The 22,210-nt window shown below is 62.7% G+C and carries 30 protein-coding genes; 22 read left to right on the top strand and 8 right to left on the bottom strand.

Annotation, left to right across the window (positions count from 1 at the left end):
• The first annotated feature begins 2 nt into the window (after positions 1–2).
• A complete protein-coding gene (rpsQ, locus tag V6V88_RS27220) occupies positions 3–284 on the top strand; it encodes a 30S ribosomal protein S17 (RefSeq protein ID WP_006216549.1) in 282 nt (93 codons plus the stop codon).
• A 106-nt stretch (positions 285–390) separates the two neighbouring features.
• Complete coding sequence (locus V6V88_RS27215; RefSeq protein ID WP_338617092.1) at positions 391–945, top strand: hypothetical protein; 555 nt, start codon at positions 391–393, stop codon at positions 943–945.
• Positions 946–1,018: 73 nt separating this feature from the next.
• Here V6V88_RS27215 and V6V88_RS27210 read toward each other — a convergent pair whose 3' ends face one another.
• From V6V88_RS27210 to V6V88_RS27185, 6 genes are read right to left on the bottom strand one after another with little or no spacing between them, the layout of a single operon-like run.
• Entirely contained in the window at positions 1,019–2,086 is a 1,068-nt protein-coding gene (locus tag V6V88_RS27210) for a branched-chain amino acid ABC transporter permease (RefSeq protein WP_338617091.1), read from the bottom strand.
• An 11-nt stretch (positions 2,087–2,097) separates the two neighbouring features.
• Positions 2,098–3,108, bottom strand: a complete 1,011-nt coding sequence (locus tag V6V88_RS27205; protein ID WP_062839261.1) for a branched-chain amino acid ABC transporter permease — start codon at positions 3,106–3,108, stop codon at positions 2,098–2,100.
• Positions 3,105–3,857 (bottom strand): ABC transporter ATP-binding protein, encoded by a 753-nt coding sequence (locus V6V88_RS27200; protein WP_062839260.1) that lies wholly within the window; start codon positions 3,855–3,857, stop codon positions 3,105–3,107. Before V6V88_RS27200 ends, V6V88_RS27205 begins: the two co-directional genes overlap by 4 nt.
• Positions 3,854–4,621: an ABC transporter ATP-binding protein gene (locus tag V6V88_RS27195; protein WP_338617090.1), complete on the bottom strand. Its 768-nt coding sequence runs from the start codon at positions 4,619–4,621 to the stop codon at positions 3,854–3,856. Before V6V88_RS27195 ends, V6V88_RS27200 begins: the two co-directional genes overlap by 4 nt.
• Positions 4,622–4,633: 12 nt before the next feature.
• On the bottom strand, positions 4,634–5,806 hold the full coding sequence (locus tag V6V88_RS27190; RefSeq protein ID WP_338617089.1) for a substrate-binding domain-containing protein: 1,173 nt from the start codon (positions 5,804–5,806) through the stop codon (positions 4,634–4,636).
• A gap of 15 nt (positions 5,807–5,821) precedes the next feature.
• Positions 5,822–6,715, bottom strand: a complete 894-nt coding sequence (locus V6V88_RS27185) for an alpha/beta hydrolase (RefSeq protein WP_338617088.1) — start codon at positions 6,713–6,715, stop codon at positions 5,822–5,824.
• 157 nt (positions 6,716–6,872) lie between these two features.
• On the opposite strand from V6V88_RS27185, the gene V6V88_RS27180 reads away from it, so the two are divergent.
• Complete coding sequence (locus tag V6V88_RS27180) at positions 6,873–7,847, top strand: helix-turn-helix domain-containing protein (protein WP_063953643.1); 975 nt, start codon at positions 6,873–6,875, stop codon at positions 7,845–7,847.
• Between the two features lie 72 nt (positions 7,848–7,919).
• Here the strand turns inward: V6V88_RS27180 and V6V88_RS27175 are convergent, their stop codons facing one another.
• Positions 7,920–10,091 carry a metallophosphoesterase gene (locus V6V88_RS27175; RefSeq protein WP_338617086.1) on the bottom strand — a complete coding sequence of 724 codons (2,172 nt, stop codon included), beginning with the start codon at positions 10,089–10,091 and terminating at the stop codon, positions 7,920–7,922.
• A 243-nt stretch (positions 10,092–10,334) separates the two neighbouring features.
• Positions 10,335–11,762, bottom strand: coding sequence for an NAD-dependent succinate-semialdehyde dehydrogenase (locus tag V6V88_RS27170; RefSeq protein ID WP_338617085.1), 1,428 nt, complete (start codon positions 11,760–11,762; stop codon positions 10,335–10,337).
• 203 nt (positions 11,763–11,965) lie between these two features.
• Here V6V88_RS27170 and V6V88_RS27165 point away from each other — a divergent pair, with 203 nt between their 5' ends.
• The 19 genes from V6V88_RS27165 to rplQ all read left to right on the top strand — a co-directional run bounded on the left by V6V88_RS27165 (position 11,966) and on the right by rplQ (position 22,121).
• A complete protein-coding gene (locus V6V88_RS27165; RefSeq protein ID WP_338617084.1) occupies positions 11,966–12,721 on the top strand; it encodes an aspartyl/asparaginyl beta-hydroxylase domain-containing protein in 756 nt (251 codons plus the stop codon).
• Positions 12,722–13,064: 343 nt separating this feature from the next.
• The gene (gene rplN, locus V6V88_RS27160) at positions 13,065–13,433 is read left to right on the top strand and encodes a 50S ribosomal protein L14 (protein ID WP_006216531.1); all 369 of its coding nucleotides are present in this window, start codon (positions 13,065–13,067) and stop codon (positions 13,431–13,433) included.
• Positions 13,434–13,444: 11 nt separating this feature from the next.
• Positions 13,445–13,765 (top strand): 50S ribosomal protein L24, encoded by a 321-nt coding sequence (gene rplX / locus V6V88_RS27155; protein WP_008168975.1) that lies wholly within the window; start codon positions 13,445–13,447, stop codon positions 13,763–13,765.
• 12 nt (positions 13,766–13,777) lie between these two features.
• Positions 13,778–14,317 carry a 50S ribosomal protein L5 gene (gene rplE, locus V6V88_RS27150; protein ID WP_006216529.1) on the top strand — a complete coding sequence of 180 codons (540 nt, stop codon included), beginning with the start codon at positions 13,778–13,780 and terminating at the stop codon, positions 14,315–14,317.
• A 12-nt stretch (positions 14,318–14,329) separates the two neighbouring features.
• A complete protein-coding gene (rpsN, locus tag V6V88_RS27145; protein WP_006216527.1) occupies positions 14,330–14,635 on the top strand; it encodes a 30S ribosomal protein S14 in 306 nt (101 codons plus the stop codon).
• Between the two features lie 10 nt (positions 14,636–14,645).
• On the top strand, positions 14,646–15,041 hold the full coding sequence (rpsH, locus tag V6V88_RS27140) for a 30S ribosomal protein S8 (RefSeq protein ID WP_006216525.1): 396 nt from the start codon (positions 14,646–14,648) through the stop codon (positions 15,039–15,041).
• Between the two features lie 12 nt (positions 15,042–15,053).
• Positions 15,054–15,587: a 50S ribosomal protein L6 gene (gene rplF / locus V6V88_RS27135; RefSeq protein ID WP_062838799.1), complete on the top strand. Its 534-nt coding sequence runs from the start codon at positions 15,054–15,056 to the stop codon at positions 15,585–15,587.
• A gap of 21 nt (positions 15,588–15,608) precedes the next feature.
• The gene (gene rplR / locus V6V88_RS27130; RefSeq protein WP_008168985.1) at positions 15,609–15,974 is read left to right on the top strand and encodes a 50S ribosomal protein L18; all 366 of its coding nucleotides are present in this window, start codon (positions 15,609–15,611) and stop codon (positions 15,972–15,974) included.
• Positions 15,975–15,989: 15 nt separating this feature from the next.
• Positions 15,990–16,511 (top strand): 30S ribosomal protein S5, encoded by a 522-nt coding sequence (rpsE, locus tag V6V88_RS27125; protein ID WP_008168987.1) that lies wholly within the window; start codon positions 15,990–15,992, stop codon positions 16,509–16,511.
• A 3-nt stretch (positions 16,512–16,514) separates the two neighbouring features.
• Positions 16,515–16,700, top strand: a complete 186-nt coding sequence (gene rpmD, locus V6V88_RS27120; protein WP_006216520.1) for a 50S ribosomal protein L30 — start codon at positions 16,515–16,517, stop codon at positions 16,698–16,700.
• 9 nt (positions 16,701–16,709) lie between these two features.
• Positions 16,710–17,150, top strand: a complete 441-nt coding sequence (gene rplO, locus V6V88_RS27115) for a 50S ribosomal protein L15 (protein WP_056327061.1) — start codon at positions 16,710–16,712, stop codon at positions 17,148–17,150.
• A gap of 13 nt (positions 17,151–17,163) precedes the next feature.
• Positions 17,164–18,489: a preprotein translocase subunit SecY gene (gene secY / locus V6V88_RS27110; protein ID WP_056327063.1), complete on the top strand. Its 1,326-nt coding sequence runs from the start codon at positions 17,164–17,166 to the stop codon at positions 18,487–18,489.
• 8 nt (positions 18,490–18,497) lie between these two features.
• Positions 18,498–18,716: a translation initiation factor IF-1 gene (gene infA / locus V6V88_RS27105; protein ID WP_003806927.1), complete on the top strand. Its 219-nt coding sequence runs from the start codon at positions 18,498–18,500 to the stop codon at positions 18,714–18,716.
• 34 nt (positions 18,717–18,750) lie between these two features.
• Positions 18,751–18,864, top strand: coding sequence for a 50S ribosomal protein L36 (rpmJ, locus tag V6V88_RS27100; RefSeq protein WP_003806928.1), 114 nt, complete (start codon positions 18,751–18,753; stop codon positions 18,862–18,864).
• 43 nt (positions 18,865–18,907) lie between these two features.
• Positions 18,908–19,273, top strand: coding sequence for a 30S ribosomal protein S13 (gene rpsM / locus V6V88_RS27095; protein ID WP_008168996.1), 366 nt, complete (start codon positions 18,908–18,910; stop codon positions 19,271–19,273).
• Between the two features lie 15 nt (positions 19,274–19,288).
• On the top strand, positions 19,289–19,690 hold the full coding sequence (gene rpsK / locus V6V88_RS27090; protein WP_006216516.1) for a 30S ribosomal protein S11: 402 nt from the start codon (positions 19,289–19,291) through the stop codon (positions 19,688–19,690).
• 11 nt (positions 19,691–19,701) lie between these two features.
• Complete coding sequence (rpsD, locus tag V6V88_RS27085; protein ID WP_056327065.1) at positions 19,702–20,325, top strand: 30S ribosomal protein S4; 624 nt, start codon at positions 19,702–19,704, stop codon at positions 20,323–20,325.
• A gap of 229 nt (positions 20,326–20,554) precedes the next feature.
• Positions 20,555–21,541, top strand: a complete 987-nt coding sequence (gene rpoA / locus V6V88_RS27080) for a DNA-directed RNA polymerase subunit alpha (protein ID WP_008169002.1) — start codon at positions 20,555–20,557, stop codon at positions 21,539–21,541.
• A 187-nt stretch (positions 21,542–21,728) separates the two neighbouring features.
• Positions 21,729–22,121 carry a 50S ribosomal protein L17 gene (gene rplQ, locus V6V88_RS27075; RefSeq protein WP_006389635.1) on the top strand — a complete coding sequence of 131 codons (393 nt, stop codon included), beginning with the start codon at positions 21,729–21,731 and terminating at the stop codon, positions 22,119–22,121.
• Positions 22,122–22,210: the final 89 nt, after the last annotated feature.

The following is a 22,210-nucleotide window of genomic DNA, read 5'->3' as shown; positions in this document are numbered from 1 at the left end:
AGATGAGCGAAACTCAAAACACCCAAGTGGCCAAGCGCCAGCGCACGCTGGTTGGCAAGGTCGTCAGCAACAAGATGGACAAGACTGTCGTCGTTCTGGTTGAGCGCCGCGTCAAGCACCCCATCTTCGGCAAGATCATCATGCGTTCCGCGAAGTACAAGGCGCACGATGAATCGAACCAGTACAACGAAGGCGATACGGTTGAAATCGCTGAAGGCCGTCCCATCTCGCGCTCGAAGTCGTGGCGTGTGGTGCGTCTGGTTGAAGCCGCACGTATCATCTAAGTGAAAGCTGCACCTCGGAACGGTTCGCCGTTCTGATATAAAACGGCAAGGGCCAAAACCCTTGCCGTTTTTTTATGTCTCGCACTTGGGAAACCTGGAAGTAAGCATGCTCAGCATCAGCAAATCAGCCCGGCTTGCCGGTGCGGCCCTGTGCTGGATGGTCATGACCGCCGGCGCGGCGATGGCGCAGGAGCGCGCCGCGCCCGTGCAGCCCGACCTGCCGCCGCCGGCACCGTCTCCGAAGCCGTCGCCATCCCCGACGGACGCCACGACGCTCGGCCAGCAACTGCTGAACGCCGGACCGGACCCTCGGGTGGAACTGGACGGCAGATCCCGCGACCATGCGGCCATCTTTGGCACCGATGACCCGGATGAACGGGCCTTGCTGGATCAGGAACGCGCGCTGCAGGCGCAGCGCGACCAGCTCAAGGTTCTGGAACGCGTGCTGAACGCGCCGCCGCCGGGCGCCGATTCTCATGCGCCCGCGATGATTCCCCTGACTTCCGGGCGTCCCATGAATGTGCCGCAGTTGCTGCCTGCGCCTTCCGGTTCGCAACAGGATCAGCATCGCAGCGAGACCCGGCGCAGCGTCGACGACATGCAGCGGCGCGTCGACGGACTGAGACGGGAGGCCGATGCGCTGAGGCAGGGCGGCAAATAGCCTGGGCCTGGGTCAGGACAAGCGCCGGGGTACCGCAAGTAAGTCATGCCGCAAGCGCGCGATCGCCTGTGCGCTACGTGCGTCTTGCAAGCTCCCTGAGCCGTCCGGCGACACCGCTCGGAAAGTAGTACACCGACAGCACGAACAGAATCCCAAGCCACAGCAGCCAGCGATCCGGCTCGAACAAAAGCGCCAGCGGCGGGATGCCGGAAACGACCTCGTGCACGGCGTGCAGGCCGTCCTGCAGGTAGCTCTGGGCGAACACGAACAGGGTGGCTCCGACCACCGCGCCGTACATCGTGCCCATCCCGCCAATCACCACCATCAGCAGGATGTTGAGCATGATCTCGAACGACAGCGTCGTATCAGGGCCGTTGTAGCGCAGCCAGAGCGCATACAGCGCGCCGGCCAGCGTCGCGAACGCGGCGGCAAGCAGGTTCGAGAGGCTGCGGTAGAGCACGGTGCGATAGCCGATCGCCTCGGCGCGAAAGGGGTTTTCGCGAATGGCTTGCAGCACGCGGCCAAAGGGCGAGTTCACGATGCGTAGCAGCATCAGGAACAGCACCACGCAGACTGCTGCAATCAGGTAGTAGGTGATGATCCGACCGTCCACGGTGACGCCGAACAGGGGCTCGGACAAAGGGCGAAACGCGGGCCGCAGCATCTGCGGGACCTTGAAGTTCAAGCCGTCCTCGCCGCCCGTCAGTTCGGATAGCTGCGATACCAGCGTCTGAAACGCCGCGGCAACTGCCAGTGTGATCATCGCGTAAAAGATGGCGCGCACGCGCAGGCTGGCCAGACCGATCACCAACGCAAAGGCGAGCGACACCGCCAGGCCGGCGGCGGTGCCGGCAAGCACTGCGGTCCATCCCGGTTCCATGCGGATGCTGGCAATCGCCACGCCGTAGGCGCCGATGCCGAAGAACATGGTGTGCGCGAAGCTGACGATGCCGGTGTAACCTAATAACAGGTCGTAGCTCGCAACTAGGACGATGAAGACCAGGACCTTTGCCGCGACCGCCAAGGCCTTGGGGCCGGGGAACAGGAAGGGCGCCGCGGCCAGCGCGGCCACGATTGCAACAAGCAGTAGCGCCAGGATCGCGCTGCGCGGCGGATCGCCGGAAAGCAGACGAAACGACATGTCGGCGGCTCCTAGCGGTTGGTGACCGGATACACGCCTTGCGGTCGCCACAACAAAATGGCGACCATCAGCGCGATGTTCGAGAACAGGGCGGCCTTGGGCATCAGAAAGCCTGTGTAGTTGGCCATCAACCCGACCAGCAATGCGCCGATCAGGCAACCCACCGTGGAACCCAGGCCGCCGATCATGATGACGATGAAGATCAGCACGTTCACCTGTGCGCCCAGCTGCGGCACGATCGACTGCTGATACATCCCCCACAGCACGCCGCCCAGGCCGGCCAGCATCGACCCGGCGACGAAGACGCCGACAAACAGATGCCGGATCCGGTAGCCCAGGCTTTCGACCATTTCGCGGTCCTCGACGCCGGCACGGATCAGCAGGCCAAGCTTGGTGCGGTTGAGCACCCACAGCATGCCGCCCAGCACGATGAGGCCCACCGCTAGCGCGACGACGCGGTATTTCTCGATGGCGGCGTCGCCCAGCAGAAATGCGCCACGCAACGACTCCGGCAAGGGCAGCGTGATCGCCTGCGGTCCCCACATCATCTTGATGATCTCTTCGCCGATGATCATGCCGCCCATGGTGATGAGGATCTGCTTGAGGTGCTGACCGTAAACCGGGCGCACGATCACGCGCTCGAAGGCAAGGCCGACCGCGCCCGCCACCAGCATGCCCACGATCATGGCTGGCAGCACCGCGGCCAGATTGGTCCACAGGCTGCCCGACTGCGTCCAGTCCGCCATGGAACCCAGCACGGTGGCCGCCATGTAGGCGCCGATCGCGATGAACAGGCCATGCCCGAAGTTCAGCACGTCCATCAGCCCGAAGACGAGCGTCATGCCCGACGCCACGATGAAGATGATCATGCCCATTGCCAGGCCGGCGAAGGTGAGCGTCACCCAGGTGGAAAACGACCCGACCAGCGGCAGCGCGACCGCAGCCAGCGCCAGCACCAGCAGCACGGGCATGAGATCCGCGCGCGCGCGGGGCAGGGGAGCTTCGATGTCCAGCGTGCTCATTGATGGCTTCCCAATGACAGGCCCAAGAGGCGCGTCTGCAGCGCCTCGTCCTCGGCCAACTCGGCCATCGTGCCCGCGTGCACGACCTGGCCGTTGTCCATGATCGCCGCGAAGTCGCCAACGCGGCGGGCGAAGTTGAAGTTTTGTTCGACCAGCAGGATGGTGGTGCTGGACTGCTTGAGTTCGATGAACGCGTCGATCATGTTCTGGATGATGGCGGGCGCCAGGCCCTTGCTGGGTTCATCGACCAGCAGCAGGCGCCGCGGTTCGATGATCGCGCGCGCCATCGCCAGCATCTGCTTTTGCCCGCCCGACAGCTTGCCCGCCGGATGCAGCCAGAACTTCTTGAGCGCAGGGAAGAACCCGAAGATCCATTCCAGCCGCGCGGTGTCCAGTTGCGCGGCATTCCTGGCCATGCGCGCGGCCAGAAGGATGTTCTCCTTCACGGACAGGTCGCCGAAAATGCCCATGTTCTCGGGCACGTACGCCATGCCCATGCGCGCCATGTCGGGCGGAGAGGTGCGCGTGCCAGGACCGCCGATTGGCGTGCCGTCCAGGCAGACCTGGCCCTGCGTCGCGCGCCACAGTCCCATGATGGTGCGCAGCGTCGTTGTCTTGCCGGCACCATTGCGCCCGAGCAGCATCGTCACGGCAGACGCCGGCACCGACAGGTTTACGCCGTGCAGGATGTGATACGCGCCGATGTGCGTATGGACGTCCTTCAGTTCCAAAAGCGGCTGCAAGGTCATGATGCCTCCGGCGCGCTGATGCCGAGGTAGGCCTGCTGCACGATCGGCGATGCGATCACGGTGGCCGGATCGCCATCGGCCATCAGCCGGCCGTTGTGCAGCACGACGATCCGGTCGGCCAGTTCGCGCACGACGTCCATCTTGTGCTCGACGAGCAGGATGGTCTTGGACGCGTCAGCCTTCAGTTCGCGGATGAGGTCCAGCACGATGGGCACATCATCCACGCTCATGCCGGCGGTGGGTTCGTCGAACATGAACACCGCCGGCTCCAGCGCGATGAGCATGGCGATTTCAAGCTTGCGCTGATCGCCATGCGGCAGGTCGGCGGCGGGCTGGTCACGGCGCGCCGCGAGCCGCGTTCGCTCGAGCAGCGCGTCGGCGCGGTCGATGAGGCCGCGATCGTCGCGCCATGTGCGCCAGAACCGGATGTGGCGCCACCCCATGCCCTGCTGCCGCGACTGCAGCGCCAGCCGCACGTTCTCGTGAACGCTCAGCCGGGGAAAGAGCTGCGTGAGCTGAAACGCGCGTCCCAGCCCTGCGTGCATGCGCGCCGGGGCCGACAGCGTGGTCAGGTCTCGTCCGTTCAATGCCACGGTTCCGGTGCTGGCGCGTAGCTGGCCCGAGATCAGGTTGAAGTACGTCGTCTTGCCAGCGCCGTTCGGGCCGACGATGGCGGTCAAGGTGCCGGGCGCGTAGGCGCAGCTGACATCGTTGACCGCCACGTGGCCGCCGAACCGCACCGTTAGCAATTGGGTCTCAAGCATGAGTGCGGGGCATCAGCGCTTGTTCTGGATGGGAACGGCCATCTGGTCTGGCGTGATTTCCTTGACCAGGTCCTGCACCGCCCATGGCACCGACGGGTCGTTCTTGATCCGGAAGTGGTACATCGATTGCATGGCCTGGTGATCTTCCGGCCGGAAGGTCATCTTGCCCTTGGGCGTGTCAAAGCTCATGCCCTCCATCGCCTTGATCAGCGTGTCGGTGTCCGATTTGCCACCCGTCTTGTTCAAGGCGGCAACGATGGCGATGCCCGATGCCATGCCGCCGGCCGTGAAGAAGTCGGGCGGCTGGCCAAAGCGCTTCTGGTGCTCGGCCACCAGCCAGTCGTTCACCGGATTCTTGGGGATGCCGTAGTAGTAATACGTGGCGCCTTCCATGCCCGCCAGCGACTTGAGCGGGGTCATGGCCGTCAGCGTGTTGCCGCCCGTCGCGATCTCGATGCCGTAACGTTTGGGATCCAGATCGACTATCTTGAACGGGTTGCCGGCGCCGGCCCACAGGATGAAGATGATCTTGCGGCCGGGCTTGTCCTTGAGCGCATCGAACAGCCGCTGCGCGCCCGCGGTAAAGTCTGTCGCGTTGGCGGGCAGGTATTCCTCGTGCACGATCTTGGCATTCTTGAGCGCGCCCTTGAATGCCTTCACGCCGTCGCGGCCAAAGGCGTAGTCCTGCGCCAGCATCGCGATCGACGTGCCTTCCTGGTCGAATGCCACGGCGTTCGCGATGGCGTCCTGCGAGGAGTTGCGGCCGGTGCGGAAGATGTACTTGTTCCATTTTTCGCCGGTGATCGAGTCCGCCACCGCCGGCTCCACGAGCAGGATCTTTTCGTACTCTTCGGCGATGGGCAGCATGGCCAGCGCCACGCCTGACGACGTGGGACCCACGGCGATGTCGGCGTTGTCGTCGGCATAGGCGGACGCCAGCTGCGCGCGGGCGACGTCGGGCTTGCCCTGGTTGTCCTTCTCGATGACGCGGATCTTGCGCCCGGCCACCGTCATGGTGCCCTGCGTGGCGTACTCGAGTCCCAGCATCAGCCCGTTCTGCGTCTGCTTGGCGTAGGCCTCCAGCGGGCCGGTCTTGTCATAGACATGCGCGACAACGAAGTCCTTTGCCGCCAGCGCGGAACTCATGCACAGGCTGGCCATTGCGGCGAGCAAAATGCGTTTCATGGAAGTCTCCTGGTATCAGTGGGCGCGCGTGGCGGTGTCGTCCGGTGCGGCAAGGAATTGGCGGATGGGGTCTATCTGGGATGCCACATTCAGGGCGGGGGCGTGACCGCAGCCGGGAAAGTCGATGCGGTGCGCGCGGGGACCGCGCTGCGTCATGGCGTGTGCGACCTCCGGCAGCAGCAGGTCCGAATCGGCGCCGCGCAGCAGCAGGGTTGGCATGCGCAGCGTGTCGTATCCCGCCCACCGGTCGTAGTCATGGGGATGATGGCTGAACTGGCCGACGATGGCCGGGTCGTAGTGGGCAGTGACCTTGCCATCGGGCAGACGGCGCACGGAGGTCTCGGTCATGCGGCGCCATTGTTCGTCGCTTTGCCAGCCGTAAGGCTTGTAGGCGGCGCGCAGCCAGGCTTCCAGTTCCGTCACCGTGTCGAAGGCGGGCGGGTTGCCGGCATAGGCCAGGATGCGCTCGATGGCTGGCTGTGGCAGTTCCGGTCCGATGTCGTTGACGATCAGGTGCGAAATGCGATCGCGCAACGTGGTTGCCGCGGCGTGCATGCCCGTGGCGCCGCCCATGGAGGTTCCCACCCAGCGCACACGCGTGAGCGACAGACCGTCCACCAATGCGCGCGCCAGCGTGGCGTAGAAGTCGAGCCGGTATTCGGCCACCGGATCGGGACTCCATTGCGACAGGCCTCGGCCGATCGCATCGGGACAGATGACGCGGTAGTCGCCGGCAAGGGCCCGCGCCAGTTCGTCGAAGTCGCGGCCCGTGCGGGCCAGGCCATGCCACATGATGATGGGGGGCGCTTCGGCATGGCCCCATTCGGTGTAGTGCAGCTCGCGCCCCGCGCAGCGCAGATAGCGCGACGCCGGCGTGGGGGGCGCGCCCGCCGTCCCTGCCTCGTCCATGGGTCTCCTCCCGGGTTGGCCAGGTTGTGTGCTTATCGGGCTGAATATAGACTTGCGACACGCGCGCCCACAATGCGCCGTCCACCCCACAGCAGGGTGAGTCAACAATATGTAGACGCAAGATCAATTTGCGCGCCCGTGCACCAGGAGACGTGCCATGCCAGATACGGAATTCGCCATTTCGGCCAGCGCCGGCGCCGACCGGCGCGATCAGTGGCGCGCCGCGCTGGCCGATGCCTTCGGGCCGTTTGAGGTGCACGGCGGCAAAGCCGGTCAGTTTGCGGGCCACGTCCGCTACGCGCGCCGCGCCAGCCTGCAATTCAACGACCTGCATTACCAGGGCCAGCGGTTGGAACGCACCGCGGGCAATGTGTCGCGGCTGGACCAGGAGTTCTACACGTTTGGCCTGCCGCTGGCCGGTCCGCTGGCGGTGCGTCAGCAGGGCCGGGAATTCCAGGTGGAACCGGGTTGCGTGTACCTGATGAACCAGAGCCTGCCCTACCAGGCCACCGCCAACGGCGCGACGGGCTATCGAAGCCTGAGCGTCTCGTTTCCCCGTAGCGCGTTGTCGCAGCGGGATTCGCGCATCGGCGCCTTCTACAAGCTGCGCACCGACGACGGATCGCCGCGCGGTGCGCTCCTGGCCGGCTACATGGATCACCTGTTCAAGGGCATGGAAGGCTGGTCCGATACCGAAGCGGCCGAACTGGGCGAGCGGTTGATCGATCTCATCGTGCTCTTTCTGGTGCAGCCCGGACACGGGCAGGTGTCGGAGGCGGACAGCAGCGTCACGGTGGCGCATCGCGCGCGCGTGCTGGCTTACATCCGCCAGCACCTCGCCGATCCGGATCTGTCGCCCTCGCGGGTGGCGCAGGGCTGCGGCGTTTCCGTCGCCTATCTGCACCGCATCCTGCGCGCGGGCGGACTGTCCGTGGAGTCATTCATCTTCGAGCAGCGGCTGGACCGATGCCGCGAACTGCTCCTGGACGCGCGGCATCGTCATCGCGGCATCGCCGAGCTGGCGTATCAGGTGGGATTTTCCCACCCTTCGCATTTCAGCCGGCTGTTCAAGCAGCGCTTTGGCGTGACGCCCCGGGATCTGCGGGCAGGCGGCCGTGCCTCCCAGGATTGAGCACGAATCGCCAATGCACAACGGCCCGCTGGATCAGCGGGCCGTTGGCCTTTCAGGGCAGGTGAAACCCGCTTAGAACGGCGAAGGCTGGTTGGACAGGTTGACGATGCTGTTGGTGGTCAGGTCCAGGCGGATGTGCTCGGACGGCGCGCCGTTTGCCAGCTTCAGCATGATCGCCATCAACGGCTTGAAGCGCGCCTTGAACAGATCGGCCGGCGTGTTGGCGTTGCTGACGTTGTTGCCGTTCATCTGCACGGCGGCGTTAGTCTGATTAAGCGCCTGGGCCAGCAGTTTGTACTGGCTGGCGCGCTGCGCCGGAATATCCGTGAACGCCAGGTCGCCCGCATTGGCAAGGCGCACGAAGTCGCCCGCCATTTCCAGCGCCGTCCACTGCGCGAAGTCCGATAGCTGCATGCCGTTGGCCTGGGCCAGGGCTTGTGCGCGCGCCTGGGCGTTTGCCGCATCCGCGGCATAGGCCGCATTGCTCGCGCCGCTGCCGCCGCCATCCGACAGGCACGCGAAGAACGCGGGCGTCAGGTTGTTCTGGTTGCCGGTGTTTGCCAGTTCCTTCAGCGTCACCGTCGTCTGCAGCTGGGACAACGCCAGCAGGTCTGCGCCGGTCAACGGGCTCTTGACCAGTTCGCGCATTTCGCAGCGCCAGTCGTCGTTGAGCAGACGCAGGCGCACCAGCTCGCTCATGTAGCGATACGTGAAGTCGCCGTAGTCCTTGGCGTCCAGGATCGACACGTCCCAGCGCGGCGGCACGGTGTAGGCGTTCTCGGCGCGGTAGAGGTCGAACAGTTCATCAAAGCGCGGCACCTCGTCCAGACGGATGGTCTGCACTTCGATCTCGTCGGCGCTCTGCAGCGTCATGAGTTTGTACGCGGGCACGTAGGCCGCCATGGAGGGCGCCTGGATGTTGAAGAGCGCGTGTTCGCCGCCGTAGTTGCGCAAGGCCATGTCATTGAAGTGCATGTGGCCGCCCACGTGCACCTTCAAGCCGGTCTCGGCCAGCGCGCGGGTGGTGTTCTCCGCGGGTCGGCGGATCATCTGCATCTTGTTGGCGCCCAGCAGCGCCTCGATGTCATCGGACGCGCCATTGAAGAACTCGGACATCGGGAAGTGGCTGAAGGCGATGACCTGCTTGCCCTGCGCCTTGCCGCGCGCGACCACGTCGGCCAGCCACTTGATGACGTGGGTCTTGTGGGTCAGCATCTTGTTGTAGCCCTGGTCGCCCGAACCGGTGAAGTCGTTTGCGCCCGGGCCCGTGGGCACGTAGACGTTGGCGTCCAGGCCCACCAGCCACACGCCCTTGACGGGTTCGACCACGTAGGACGTGTCGGGCACCATCTTGCAAAGCGTGTAGTTCTGCGGCTTGTTCGGGCCGCCCGTGCCTTCGGCACAGATCTCGTACTGGCGGTTGATCCAGTTGGCTTGCGCCGCCGCGGTCGCGTAGTCGTAGTCTTCGTACTTGTAGGTGCTGTAAGGCGTCTCGTAGTACACGTTCTGCGGCTGGGGCATGAAGCCGTGCTGCTCGAGCGCGGCCGTGATGCCCGAGTAGCCCATGTGCAGCACTTCCTCGGTGCAGTACGTATTGCCGATCCGCGTCCAGTCGCCGCTGTAGGCCGTGTTGCACACATTGGCGCCGCGGCTGTAGATCGGTTGCGAGAAACCGATCGCGCCCGTCACGGGATCCAGGCCAAGATAGTCGCTCTTGCCGGCCGGCTGGTTGAAGGGGCGGTTGGGATCGTGGTTGCCCGGTGCGGCGAAGAACTGGATGCCGTGCTTCTTCGAATAGTCATCCATGATCTTGACCAGGCCGCGCATGTGCACGGGCTGGCCGTCGTCCGAGAAGTCGCCCGGCAGCGCGATGTACTTCACGCCGCGCTTTGCGGCATCGTCCAGCGCGGCCAGGAACGCAAAGTAGTTCTCGTTGAACAGACGCGTGGACGTCAGTTGCGCGTACATCGTGCGGATGGTCGCGTTGTCGCCGGCCTTCGGGTTCGGAATGCCGGGGAACGAGCCATCCTTGAAGTCCGCGTAGACGTCATGGAAGTGGATGTCGGGCATGAATGCAACCTGCACGGGGGCGGGCGGCTGCGCGGGCGTTTCGGTCGGGGGCGGCGTCTCGGCAACGGGCGGCGTCGTGTTGTCGTCGTCCTTGTCGCCGCCGCATGCGGCGAGTAGGGCAACGAGCAGCAGCGAGGCTGCGGCGCGGACGGGGCGGTAAGGGCGAAGCGTCATCGGGCGTGGATATCCTGGATAGTTCGGTGCGGCGGCGTTCTGGCAGGGGTGTTGGCCATGCCGAGCCGGCAGCCGCGGGTCAGCTGCCTGGGACAGTTTTTTGGGTCAGCGACTTGTAAGCGGGCCCAATGCTCACTGACCCGCATGACAGCGTCATGAATGCCGAACCGGTCCGCGCCACGCGACAGGCAAAAAAAGCCCCGCACGTCAGGTGCGGGGCTTTGCGATGCGACGGTCGCAGGATCAGACGTGCGTGATGAACTTCGTGACCAGGTAGCCTTCGAAGGTTTCCGTGCCGCCTTCGCTGCCGATGCCGCTGTCCTTGATGCCGCCGAAGGGCGTCTCGGCCAGGGCGCTGCCGAAGTGGTTGATGTTGACCATGCCGGCTTCCAGGCCGTTGGAGACCTTGGTCGCGGTCTTCAGCGAGTTCGTGAACACGTACGAAGACAGGCCGAACGGCAGGCTGTTGGCGCGGCGCAGCACCTCATCGGTGTCGCTGAAACGAACCACGGGTGCGACCGGACCGAAGGGCTCCTCGGTCATCAGCATGGCGTTGTCGGGCAGGTCGGTGACCACGGTGGGCGCAAAGAAGAAACCCTTGCGATCCAGCGGACCGCCGCCGACCACCACCTTCGCGCCATGCTTCCTGGCGTCGTTGATGAAGGCGCTCATGGCGGGCACGCGGCGCTCATGGGCGAGCGGCCCCATTTCGGTGCCGGCTTCCAGGCCGTCGCCCACCTTGATGTTCTTGAGCACTTCCGAGAACCGTGCAAGAAACTGCTCGTACGCGCCGTCCTGCACATAGAAGCGGGTGGGCGACACGCAGACCTGGCCGGCGTTGCGCACCTTGAACTTGGCCAGCATCTCGGCCGCACGGTCGATGTCCGCGTCGTCGAACACGAGCACGGGCGAATGGCCGCCCAGTTCCATGGTGACGCGCTTCATGTGCGCGCCGGCCAGCGCCGCAAGCTGCTTGCCCACCGGCACGGAGCCCGTGAACGACACCTTGCGCACGATCGGCGAACGGATAAGGTAGTCCGAGATCATGGCGGGCTCGCCCCAGACGATGTTCAGGCAGCCCTTGGGCAGACCGGCGTCGTGGAACATGCGCGCAATGGCCATGACCGCGCTGGGCGAATCCTCGGGCCCCTTGAGCACGACCGTGCAGCCGGCGCCGATGGCGGCGGCGATCTTGCGGATGGCCTGGTTGTACGGGAAGTTCCAGGGCGTGAAGGCGGCGCAGACGCCGATGGGCTCGCGCACCACGATCTGGCGGACGTCGGGATTGCGCGGCTGGATAACGCGGCCGTAGATGCGCCGGCATTCCTCGGCGTGCCAATCGGCGTGTTCGGCGCAGGAGGTGACTTCGCCGACGGCTTCGGCCAGCGGCTTGCCCTGATCCAGCGTCATGTTGCGGCCGATCTCCTGGGCGCGCTCTCGCGACAGCGTGGCGACCTTGCGCAGGATCGCCGAGCGGTCCATGGGCGAGGATTTCTTCCACGATTCGAAAGCGCGCTGGGCGGCGGCAAGGGCGCGATCCAGATCCGCTTGCGTGGCGTGGGGCAGTTGGCCGAGCACCTCGAGCGTGGCCGGGTTGATGACGTCCTGGGTGCGCCTGCCCTCGCCGGCGACGAATTCGCCGTCGATATACAGCGCCAACTGTTCATACATGCCTGTCGTTCCTTGCGAAATAGGAATGGGTAGCGGAAAGGAGCAGCGGCTGCTGCTGCCCACGGCAGTCTAAACCAGCTTGTCCCGGTCAAAGGGAGCCAATCCCCGATGTGAGCTTGGGGCCATTGGGCTCATCGCACGCTTGCGCGCGCGCATCGCCAGGGGCAAAAATAGGGAATCTTCGGCTGTCTTTTTGTCTACCTATGGTGCAACCCGTCGATGCGCGCCCGGCCACCCATCCCAGCCTCTACTCCCGGGTGTTTTTCGGCTTCATCGACTGGCTGCGCCAGCGCATCGCGCAGGCCTCGCTGGTGGGCGACAAACCCATATTCCAGAACAGCCAGTTCCCCTGGATTGCCGCCCTCGAAGCGCGGGCGCCCGCCATCCGCGCCGAACTGACCGGCCTCTTGGCCGACCGCCAGGCCTTGCCTGCCTTCCATCAGATTTCACCGGACGTGGGCATGATCACGTCCGACGACCAATGGAAGACCTTCGTCTTCATGGGCTACGGCCTGCGCTCCGAACGCAATCTTGCGCGCTGCCCGGCTACCGCCCGCGCGCTGCAGGACATTCCGGGCATCCGCACCGCCTTCTTCTCCATCCTCGAGGCCGGCAAGCGCATTCCGCTGCACACGGGGCCGTACAACGGCGTGTTGCGCCTGCACCTGGGCCTGGTCGTCCCCGAGCCGCCCGAGCAGTGCTGGATAGAGGTGGGCGGCCAACGCTATAGCTGGCGCGAAGGCCAGGCTGTCGTCTTCGACGACCTGTATCCCCATCAGGTGCACAACGACACCGATGGCCTGCGGGCCGTGCTTTTCTTGGACTTCGAGCGTCCGTGCCGCGCTCCTGTAAAATGGTTGAATCGCCTGGTGCTCATGGCTGCGCCGTTCACGGACGAAATCCGTCGCGGCAAGGCAAATCATGACGCCTGGGAGAAGGGCTACTACCGCCAGAAATAGGGGCGGATGGTCCGCCAAACCGACCCCCTTGACAGGGGGCGTGGTCTTTTGTGCGCAATCCCAACAAAGTGCTTGCGCTCAAAAATTAACCACGTTAGAATTATCAGCTTTCCCAGATTGTCGATTCATCGAAGCCGAAGGCTAGATGAGCGCGTCGGGGGGAATACCCGCAGGATTTCAACCCAGGGTCGTTGCGTTGCCAACCGGTTGCTGGTCCAAGTAGTTACGGACTTGCCGACATAAAAGCAGGGCGGCTGACCTGACGGGACCAAAACTGGCAGGAATTGCAGTGTTCCCTTGTTGGGAAAACCGTATTTCCAGTTAAGTTGGAACAGGAAAAATCATGATCCAAATGCAGACCACGCTGGACGTGGCCGATAACACTGGTGCGCGTCATGTCATGTGCATTAAGGTGCTCGGTGGCTCCAAGCGCCGTTATGCCGGTATCGGCGACATCATCAAGGTGAGCGTCAAAGATGCGGCTCCGCGCGGACGCGTCAAGAAAGGCGAAATTTACAATGCCGTGGTGGTTCGTACCGCCAAGGGCGTGCGCCGTAAAGACGGTTCGCTGATTCGTTTCGGTGGCAATGCCGCCGTGTTGCTCAACGCCAAGCTGGAGCCTATCGGCACCCGCATCTTCGGACCCGTTACGCGTGAACTGCGTACCGAGAAGTTCATGAAGATCGTGTCGCTGGCCCCGGAAGTGCTGTAAGGAGCCCTACGATGAACAACATTCGTAAAGGCGACGAAGTCATCGTCCTGACCGGCCGCGACAAGAAGCGTCGCGGTACCGTGCTGGCCCGCGTTGGCGCCGACCACGTCCTGGTCGAAGGCGTCAACGTTGCCAAGAAGCACGTGAAAGCCAACCCGATGGCTAACAACCCGGGCGGGATTGTCGAAAAGACCATGCCGATCCACATCTCGAATGTGGCGCTCTTCAACCCCGCAACCGGTCGTGGCGACCGCGTGGGCGTTCAAGAAGTCGAAGGTCGCAAGGTCCGCGTGTTCCGTTCCAATGGTGCCGTTGTCGGCGCCAAGGCGTAAGGGGCGATAGACATGTCTCGTTTGCAAGATTTCTACAAGAGCAAGGTCGCAGGCGACCTGCAGGCCAAGTTTGGCTACAAGAGCGTCATGGAAGTGCCGCGCATCACCAAGATCACCCTGAACATGGGTGTCTCGGAAGCGGTCTCCGACAAGAAAGTCATTGAACACGCTGTGTCGGATCTGACCAAGATCGCCGGCCAGAAGCCTGTCGTGACGAAGACCAAGAAGGCTATCGCCGGTTTCAAGATCCGCGAAAACTACCCGATTGGTTGCATGGTCACGCTGCGTGGTCAACGCATGTACGAATTCCTGGATCGCCTGGTGGCGGTTGCGCTGCCTCGCGTGCGCGACTTCCGCGGTATCTCGGGTCGTGCGTTCGACGGCCGTGGCAACTACAACATCGGGGTGAAAGAGCAGATCATTTTCCCCGAAATCGAGTACGACAAGATCGACGCGCTGCGTGGGCTGAACATCAGCATCACCACCTCCGCGAAGACCGACGAAGAAGCCAAGGCGCTGTTGACGGCCTTCAGCTTCCCGTTCCGTAACTAAGGGGCTGATGACGTGGCTAAACTTTCCCTCATCAATCGCGACATCAAGCGCGCCAAGCTGGCTGACAAGTTCGCTGCCAAGCGCGCTGAGTTGAAGGCGATCATCGACGACCAGTCGAAGACCGACGAAGAACGTTACCAAGCTCGGCTCAAGCTGCAACAGCTGCCGCGCAATGCCAACCCGACGCGTCAACGCAACCGTTGCGTGGTCACCGGTCGTCCTCGCGGTGTGTTCCGCAAGTTCGGTCTGACGCGCCACAAACTGCGTGAAATGGCGATGAAGGGTGAAATCCCCGGCATCACCAAGGCCAGCTGGTAGGAGAAACAATATGAGCATGAGCGATCCCATCGCCGATATGCTGACCCGCATTCGCAATGCGCAGCAAGTGGACAAAGTTACGGTGAGCATGCCCTCCTCGAAGCTGAAGGCGGCTATTGCCGCTGTGCTGAAAGACGAAGGCTACATCGACAGCTTTGAAATCAAGGGCACCCAGGCCAAGCCTGAGCTCGAGATCACCCTGAAGTACTACGCTGGCCGTCCGGTCATCGAGCGCATCGAACGCGTCTCGCGTCCTGGTCTGCGTATCTACAAGGGCCGTACCAGCATTCCTCAGGTCATGAACGGCCTGGGCGTGGCTATCGTTTCGACCTCGCGCGGCGTCATGACCGACCGTAAGGCTCGCGCCAACGGCGTCGGCGGCGAAGTGCTGTGCTACGTGGCCTAAGGAGAAATTCGAATGTCACGTATCGCTAAGTATCCGGTCGAACTGCCCAAGGGTGTCGAAGCTGACATCAAGCAGGATCAGATCACCGTCAAGGGCCCGCTGGGTTCCTTGACCCAACCCCTGACTGGCGACGTCACGATTTCGCTGGACGGTGGCAAGCTCACGTTTGCCGCTGCCAACGATTCCCGTCACGCCAATGCCATGTCGGGCACCGTGCGCGCGCTGGTGGCCAACATGGTCAACGGTGTGAGCAAGGGATTCGAGCGCAAGCTGAACCTGGTTGGCGTGGGTTACCGCGCCTCGGTTCAAGGCGACGCCGTTAAGCTGCAGCTCGGTTTCTCGCACGACGTTTTGCATCAGTTGCCGGCCGGTATCAAGGCCGAATGCCCCACTCAGACGGAAATCGTCATCAAGGGCTCCAACAAGCAAGTCGTCGGTCAGGTGGCCGCTGAAATCCGCGCGTACCGCGAACCCGAACCCTACAAGGGCAAGGGCGTGCGTTACTCGGACGAACGCGTCGTCATCAAAGAAACCAAGAAGAAATAACGGCGCACGCAAGGACGAATCATGGACAAAAAAGTTTCCCGTTTGCGTCGTGCGGTTCCGACTCGCCGGAAGATCAACGAGCTGCGCGTTCATCGCCTCTCGATTTTCCGCTCGAACCAGCACATCTACGCCAACATCATTTCGCCGGAAGGCGATCGCGTTCTGGTCAGCGCCTCGACGGTGGAAGCCGAAGTGCGTGCGCAACTGGCCGGCCAAACCGGTCAGGGTGGCAACAAAGCCGCTGCGACGCTGGTTGGCAAGCGCGTGGCCGAAAAGGCCAAGGCTGCCGGTATCGAACTGGTCGCTTTCGATCGCTCGGGCTTTCGTTACCATGGCCGCGTCAAGGCGCTGGCCGATGCCGCGCGTGAAGCCGGCCTGAAGTTCTAAGCGAGGATCTGTCAAATGGCTAAAGTACAAGGCAAGAACGCCGCGGAAAAAGAGAACGATGACGGCCTCCGCGAAAAGATGATCGCGGTCAACCGCGTGAGCAAAGTGGTCAAGGGTGGTCGCACCATGAGCTTTGCCGCGCTGACCGTGGTTGGCGATGGCGATGGCCGCATCGGCATGGGTAAGGGCAAGGCGCGTGAAGTGCCGGTGTCCGTTCAGAAGGCCATGGAACAAGCCCGTCGCGGCATGTTCAAGGTCGCTCTGAAGAACGGCACGCTGCACCACACCGTGGTTGGCAAGCATGGCGCCGCTACCGTGCTGATTTCGCCCGCTGCTGAAGGTACTGGCGTTATCGCCGGCGGCCCGATGCGCGCTATTTTCGAAGTGATGGGTGTGCGTAACGTGGTTGCCAAGAGCCTGGGCTCGAGCAACCCCTACAACATGGTTCGCGCCACGTTGAACGGCCTGCGCGCCTCCCTGACCCCGGCCGATGTTGCTGCCAAGCGCGGCAAGACGGTCGAAGAAATCCTGGGGTAAATCATGGCTCAGAAGCAGATCAAAGTGACCCTCGTGCGCTCGGTGATCGGTACCAAGCAATCGCACCGTGATACGGTTCGCGGTTTGGGCTTGGGTCGCATCAACAGCAGCCGCGTGCTGGTCGATACGCCCGAGGTGCGTGGGATGATCCGTAAGGTGGATTATCTCGTTTCCGTCTCGGAAGCCTAAGGAATCACCATGTCGGATATGCAACTTAATACGCTGAAGCCCGCCGAGGGCAGCAAGCACGCCAAGCGCCGCGTCGGCCGTGGCATCGGTTCGGGTCTGGGTAAGACCGCCGGCCGTGGCCACAAGGGTCAGAAGTCGCGCTCGGGCGGTTTCCACAAGGTTGGCTTCGAAGGCGGTCAAATGCCGCTGCAACGTCGCCTGCCCAAGCGTGGTTTCACCCCGCTGGGTCAACACCTGTATGCACAAGTTCTCTTGTCGGACCTCGAAGCCCTGCCCATCGACGAAATCGATGTGCAAGCGCTGAAGGCGGCCGGCGTGATTGGCCAGGCGGTTCGTTACGCCAAGGTCATCAAGTCTGGTGAACTCTCGCGCAAGGTCGTGCTCAAGGGCATTACCGCGACGGCCGGCGCTCGCGCCGCCATCGAAGCCGCGGGCGGCTCGCTTGCTTGATCAGAGGTGACGAGTGGCTAACGCGCAGGCATTGGGCAAATCCGGAGCACGATACGGCGATTTGAAGCGCCGTCTGGTGTTCCTGGTGCTCGCCCTGGTGGTTTACCGTTTGGGTACACACATCCCGGTTCCGGGTATCAACCCGGACGCGCTGGCGGACTTGTTCCGTCAGAACCAGGGCGGGATCCTGGGCCTGTTCAACATGTTCTCGGGCGGGGCGCTCTCGCGTTTCTCGATTTTTGCCCTGGGGATCATGCCGTACATTTCGGCATCCATCATCATGCAGTTGATGTCGGTGGTGGTGCCGTCGCTGGAAGCGCTCAAGAAAGAGGGCGAGTCCGGTCGTCGGAAGATTACCCAATACACCCGCTACGGCACGGTCGTGCTGGCGCTGGTGCAAGCAGTGGGCATTTCGGTGGCGTTGGAGTCCCAACAGGGACTGGTGATCGATCCGGGCATGCTGTTCCGCTTCACGACCGTCGTGACCTTGGTCACCGGCACCATGTTCGTCATGTGGCTGGGTGAGCAAATCACGGAGCGCGGTCTGGGCAACGGGATCTCCATCCTGATCTTCGCAGGTATCGTTGCGGGTCTGCCCGCGGCGCTGGCTGCACTGCTGGACCTGGTCCGCACCAACGCGATGTCTGTGCTTTCGGCGCTGTTCATCGTGGCTCTGGTGGTGCTGGTTACCGCTTTTGTGGTGTTCGTGGAACGCGGACAGCGCAAGATCACGGTGAACTACGCCAAGCGTCAGGTCGGCAACAAGGTCTACGGTGGTCAGAGCTCGCATCTGCCGCTGAAGCTGAACATGGCAGGGGTGATTCCGCCGATCTTCGCGTCGTCGATCATTCTGTTCCCGGCCACGATCACGAGCTGGTTCTCCAGCAGCGAGAACATGCGCTGGCTTAGCGACCTGGCTGCGGCCCTGTCGCCTCGTCAACCGCTCTACATCACGCTGTACTCGGTCGCGATTATTTTCTTCTGCTTTTTCTACACGGCTCTGGTTTTCAACAGCCGCGAAACGGCGGACAACCTGAAGAAGAGTGGTGCGTTTGTTCCGGGCATCCGTCCGGGCGAGCAAACGGCGCGCTACATCGACAAGATCCTGATGCGTTTGACGCTCGCAGGTGCCATCTACATCACGTTGGTGTGCCTGTTGCCGGAATTCTTGGTGATGCGCTGGAACGTTCCTTTCTACTTCGGTGGTACGTCTCTGTTGATCATTGTGGTGGTGACGATGGATTTCATGGCGCAGGTTCAGGCCTACATGATGTCTCACCAGTACGACTCGTTGCTCAAGAAGGCCAACTTCAAGGGCGCGGGTTTGCCGATGCGGTAAGCAAAAGAATGTCCAAGGACGACGTCATTCAGATGCAAGGTGAGGTTCTTGAGAACCTCCCGAACGCGACATTTCGCGTCAAGCTCGAAAACGGCCACGTGGTGTTGGGCCATATTTCCGGCAAGATGCGTATGCATTACATCCGGATCCTGCCGGGTGACAAGGTCACAGTGGAGCTCACGCCCTATGATCTGACGCGAGCCAGGATTGTTTTCCGCTCCAAGTGAGCGAAACCGGATTACGGAAAATTAGGAGTCAACCATGAAAGTAATGGCATCGGTTAAGCGGATCTGCCGCAACTGCAAAGTTATCAAACGTCACGGCGTGGTGCGCGTTATCTGCACCGACCCGCGTCACAAGCAGCGTCAAGGCTAACTCGGGTTAGCGACTACGCAACGGATTTATTCAAGGAACAGTCATGGCCCGTATTGCTGGCATTAACATTCCGCCGCAACAGCACGCCGAGATCGGCCTGACCGCCATTTTTGGCATCGGTCGTACGCGCGCTCGCAAGATTTGCGAAGCGGCAAACGTACCCTTTGACAAAAAGGTCAAGGATCTGAGCGACGCTGAATTGGAACGCGTCCGCGAACATGTTGGTTTGTTCACGGTTGAAGGCGACCTGCGTCGTGAAGTACAGCTCTCGATCAAGCGTTTGATCGACCTGGGAACCTACCGCGGTATGCGTCACAAGCGCGGTTTGCCCGTGCGCGGCCAGCGCACTCGCACCAACGCCCGGACCCGCAAGGGCCCGCGTCGTGCTGCTGCGTCCCTGAAGAAATAATCGAGGAACAGGATTATGGCGAAAGCTTCCACCAGCGGCGCTTCGCGCGTGCGCAAAAAGGTCAAGAAGAACGTCTCGGACGGCATCGCGCACGTTCACGCTTCGTTCAACAACACCATCATCACCATCACCGACCGTCAGGGCAACGCGCTGTCGTGGGCCACGTCGGGCGGTGCTGGCTTCAAGGGTTCGCGTAAGTCGACCCCGTTTGCCGCGCAGGTTGCCGCTGAAACGGCCGGCCGCGTTGCGCTCGAGTACGGCATCAAGACGCTGGAAGTCCGCATCAAGGGCCCCGGTCCTGGCCGCGAGTCGTCGGTTCGCGCGCTGAACGCGCTGGGCATCAAGATCTCGTCCATCGCCGACATCACGCCCGTTCCGCACAACGGCTGCCGTCCGCCGAAGCGTCGTCGTATCTAAAGGGAATCCACATGGCACGTTATATTGGACCCAAATGCAAGCTCTCGCGCCGCGAGGGTACTGACCTGTTCCTGAAGAGCGCCCGCCGCTCGCTGGATTCCAAGTGCAAGCTGGATTCCAAGCCTGGCCAACACGGCCGCACTTCGGGTGCCCGCACTTCCGACTACGGCCTGCAGCTGCGCGAAAAGCAAAAGCTCAAGCGCATGTACGGCGTGCTGGAAAAGCAATTCCGCAAGTACTTCGCTGAAGCCGAGCGTCGCCGTGGCAACACCGGCGAAACGCTGATCCAGCTGCTGGAATCGCGCCTGGACAACGTCGTCTACCGCATGGGCTTCGGCTCGACGCGCGCCGAAGCTCGCCAGCTGGTGAGCCACCGCGCCATCGAACTGAACGGCCACACGGCTGACATCGCTTCGATGCTGGTCAAGGCTGGCGACGTCATCTCGGTTCGTGAAAAGGCCAAGAAGCAAGGCCGTATCAAGGAATCGCTCGACCTGGCCACCAGCATCGGCATCCCCCAGTGGGTGGAAGTCGACGCGGCCAAGCTGACCGGCACGTTCAAGTCGGCCCCCGATCGCGCTGACGTCGCTCGCGACATCAACGAATCGATGGTCGTCGAACTGTACTCGCGTTAATCACGCCTGCCGGCACCTCCTTCGCAAGGTGCTGGCAAGCTGGTCCCGCGACCCGGTCGACCCGTTTGCACGTCCCGCAGCAGCCCGCTTTCGCCGTTTTGGTGGAGCGGGCTTTGCGGTAAGTATCGGGCGGCTTTTTCGCAGCCCGTGTTTCAAGCTTTACCGTCTCACCCTGTCCATCAGCCTTATCGGTGTAACGAGCCGAGGGTATTGAAAAGGAATTCAGTACATGTCCACTCAAGGTTTCCTGAAGCCGCGCTCCATTGAAGTCGAACCGGTCGGCACGCACCATGCCAAGATCGTGATGGAGCCGTTCGAGCGTGGCTACGGTCACACGCTGGGCAACGCCCTGCGCCGCATCCTGTTGTCTTCGATGACCGGCTACGCGCCGACCGAAGTCCAGATGACCGGTGTGGTGCACGAATACTCGACCATCCCGGGCGTTCGCGAAGATGTCGTCGACATCCTGCTGAACCTGAAGGGCGTGGTCTTCAAGCTGCACAACCGCGACGAAGTGACGCTGGTTCTGCGCAAGTCCGGCGCCGGCACCGTGCTGGCCAGCGACATCGAGCTGCCGCACGACGTCGAGATCATCAACCCCGGCCATGCCATCTGCAACCTGACGGAAGCGGGCAAGCTGGAAATGCAGATCAAGGTCGAGAAGGGCCGCGGCTATGTGCCCGGCAACGTGCGCGCGCTGTCGGAAGACCGCACGCACACCATCGGCCGCATCGTTCTGGACGCCTCGTTCAGCCCGGTTCGCCGCGTGAGCTACGCCGTTGAAAGCGCCCGCGTGGAACAACGCACCGACCTGGACAAGCTGGTTCTGGACATCGAAACCAACGGCGTGATCTCGCCCGAGGAAGCGGTGCGCCAATCGGCCCGCATCCTGATGGACCAGATCTCGGTGTTCGCCGCCCTGGAAGGCGCCGGCGATTCGTACGAAGCCCCGGTCCGCGGCACGCCGCAGATCGATCCGGTGCTGCTGCGCCCGGTCGACGACCTGGAGCTGACGGTGCGTTCGGCCAACTGCCTGAAGGCCGAAAACATCTACTACATCGGCGACCTGATCCAGCGTACCGAAAACGAGCTGCTCAAGACCCCGAACCTGGGTCGCAAGTCGCTCAACGAGATCAAGGAAGTGCTGGCTGCACGTGGCCTGACCCTCGGCATGAAGCTCGAGAACTGGCCGCCCCTGGGCCTGGAGCGTCCCTAAGTCTTGAAAGGGTGCCGCCCCTGCGAAGGGGCGTCTCCCGCAGCGCCCGGCCTTGGTTGCCGGGCGATTTGCGAAATCGTCGTAAAATGCCCCGTTTTCTACCGGACCGCAGCCTGATTGCAGGCTGATAGAAGAGCCGGCAACCCGATGGCGGAAACGCCGTCTTTAGATTCAAAGGAAACTTATCATGCGTCACGGTAATGGCTTGCGTAAGCTCAACCGCACCAGCAGTCACCGTCTTGCCATGTTCCGCAACATGGCTGTTTCGCTGATCACTCACGAAGCAATCAAGACCACGCTGCCGAAGGCGAAAGAATTGCGCCGCGTCATCGAACCCCTGATCACGCTGGGCAAGGAGCCCACCCTCGCGAACAAGCGTCTGGCGTTTGCCCGTCTGCGCGATCGCGATGCGGTTGTGAAGCTGTTTGCCGAAATCGGCCCGCGCTACGCGGCCCGTAACGGCGGCTACACCCGCGTGCTGAAGATGGGCTTTCGTCAAGGCGACAACGCTCCCATGGCTTTCATGGAACTGGTTGACCGTCCGGAAGTCGATGAAGCCGCTGAGGACAGCGCCGAGTAATTTCGGCAGCTAGATAAGCGACAAGGGCGGGTCTTCGGACCCGCCCTTGTTTTTTTCGCCTTCCTTCGCTTACTGCGCGCATTCGCCGC

Origin of the sequence: Achromobacter sp. E1, assembly GCF_037039475.1 — a bacterium.
Classification (GTDB): Bacteria; Pseudomonadota; Gammaproteobacteria; order Burkholderiales; family Burkholderiaceae_B; genus Achromobacter; species Achromobacter mucicolens.
Note: the sequence above shows the minus strand (reverse complement) of the source record. Positions and strands in the feature narration are given on the sequence as shown.

Bases quoted from the DNA above. Each gene is read 5' to 3' on its own strand.
- rpsQ (WP_006216549.1), top strand. From the start codon at position 3: ATGAGCGAAACTCAAAACACCCAAGTGGCCAAGCGCCAGCGCACGCTG.
- V6V88_RS27215 (WP_338617092.1), top strand. From the start codon at position 391: ATGCTCAGCATCAGCAAATCAGCCCGGCTTGCCGGTGCGGCCCTGTGC.
- V6V88_RS27210 (WP_338617091.1), bottom strand. From the start codon at position 2,086: ATGTCGTTTCGTCTGCTTTCCGGCGATCCGCCGCGCAGCGCGATCCTG.
- V6V88_RS27205 (WP_062839261.1), bottom strand. From the start codon at position 3,108: ATGAGCACGCTGGACATCGAAGCTCCCCTGCCCCGCGCGCGCGCGGAT.
- V6V88_RS27200 (WP_062839260.1), bottom strand. From the start codon at position 3,857: ATGACCTTGCAGCCGCTTTTGGAACTGAAGGACGTCCATACGCACATC.
- V6V88_RS27195 (WP_338617090.1), bottom strand. From the start codon at position 4,621: ATGCTTGAGACCCAATTGCTAACGGTGCGGTTCGGCGGCCACGTGGCG.
- V6V88_RS27190 (WP_338617089.1), bottom strand. From the start codon at position 5,806: ATGAAACGCATTTTGCTCGCCGCAATGGCCAGCCTGTGCATGAGTTCC.
- V6V88_RS27185 (WP_338617088.1), bottom strand. From the start codon at position 6,715: ATGGACGAGGCAGGGACGGCGGGCGCGCCCCCCACGCCGGCGTCGCGC.
- V6V88_RS27180 (WP_063953643.1), top strand. From the start codon at position 6,873: ATGCCAGATACGGAATTCGCCATTTCGGCCAGCGCCGGCGCCGACCGG.
- V6V88_RS27175 (WP_338617086.1), bottom strand. From the start codon at position 10,091: ATGACGCTTCGCCCTTACCGCCCCGTCCGCGCCGCAGCCTCGCTGCTG.
- V6V88_RS27170 (WP_338617085.1), bottom strand. From the start codon at position 11,762: ATGTATGAACAGTTGGCGCTGTATATCGACGGCGAATTCGTCGCCGGC.
- V6V88_RS27165 (WP_338617084.1), top strand. From the start codon at position 11,966: ATGGTGCAACCCGTCGATGCGCGCCCGGCCACCCATCCCAGCCTCTAC.
- rplN (WP_006216531.1), top strand. From the start codon at position 13,065: ATGATCCAAATGCAGACCACGCTGGACGTGGCCGATAACACTGGTGCG.
- rplX (WP_008168975.1), top strand. From the start codon at position 13,445: ATGAACAACATTCGTAAAGGCGACGAAGTCATCGTCCTGACCGGCCGC.
- rplE (WP_006216529.1), top strand. From the start codon at position 13,778: ATGTCTCGTTTGCAAGATTTCTACAAGAGCAAGGTCGCAGGCGACCTG.
- rpsH (WP_006216525.1), top strand. From the start codon at position 14,646: ATGAGCATGAGCGATCCCATCGCCGATATGCTGACCCGCATTCGCAAT.
- rplF (WP_062838799.1), top strand. From the start codon at position 15,054: ATGTCACGTATCGCTAAGTATCCGGTCGAACTGCCCAAGGGTGTCGAA.
- rplR (WP_008168985.1), top strand. From the start codon at position 15,609: ATGGACAAAAAAGTTTCCCGTTTGCGTCGTGCGGTTCCGACTCGCCGG.
- rpsE (WP_008168987.1), top strand. From the start codon at position 15,990: ATGGCTAAAGTACAAGGCAAGAACGCCGCGGAAAAAGAGAACGATGAC.
- rpmD (WP_006216520.1), top strand. From the start codon at position 16,515: ATGGCTCAGAAGCAGATCAAAGTGACCCTCGTGCGCTCGGTGATCGGT.
- rplO (WP_056327061.1), top strand. From the start codon at position 16,710: ATGTCGGATATGCAACTTAATACGCTGAAGCCCGCCGAGGGCAGCAAG.
- infA (WP_003806927.1), top strand. From the start codon at position 18,498: ATGTCCAAGGACGACGTCATTCAGATGCAAGGTGAGGTTCTTGAGAAC.
- rpmJ (WP_003806928.1), top strand. From the start codon at position 18,751: ATGAAAGTAATGGCATCGGTTAAGCGGATCTGCCGCAACTGCAAAGTT.
- rpsM (WP_008168996.1), top strand. From the start codon at position 18,908: ATGGCCCGTATTGCTGGCATTAACATTCCGCCGCAACAGCACGCCGAG.
- rpsK (WP_006216516.1), top strand. From the start codon at position 19,289: ATGGCGAAAGCTTCCACCAGCGGCGCTTCGCGCGTGCGCAAAAAGGTC.
- rpsD (WP_056327065.1), top strand. From the start codon at position 19,702: ATGGCACGTTATATTGGACCCAAATGCAAGCTCTCGCGCCGCGAGGGT.
- rpoA (WP_008169002.1), top strand. From the start codon at position 20,555: ATGTCCACTCAAGGTTTCCTGAAGCCGCGCTCCATTGAAGTCGAACCG.
- rplQ (WP_006389635.1), top strand. From the start codon at position 21,729: ATGCGTCACGGTAATGGCTTGCGTAAGCTCAACCGCACCAGCAGTCAC.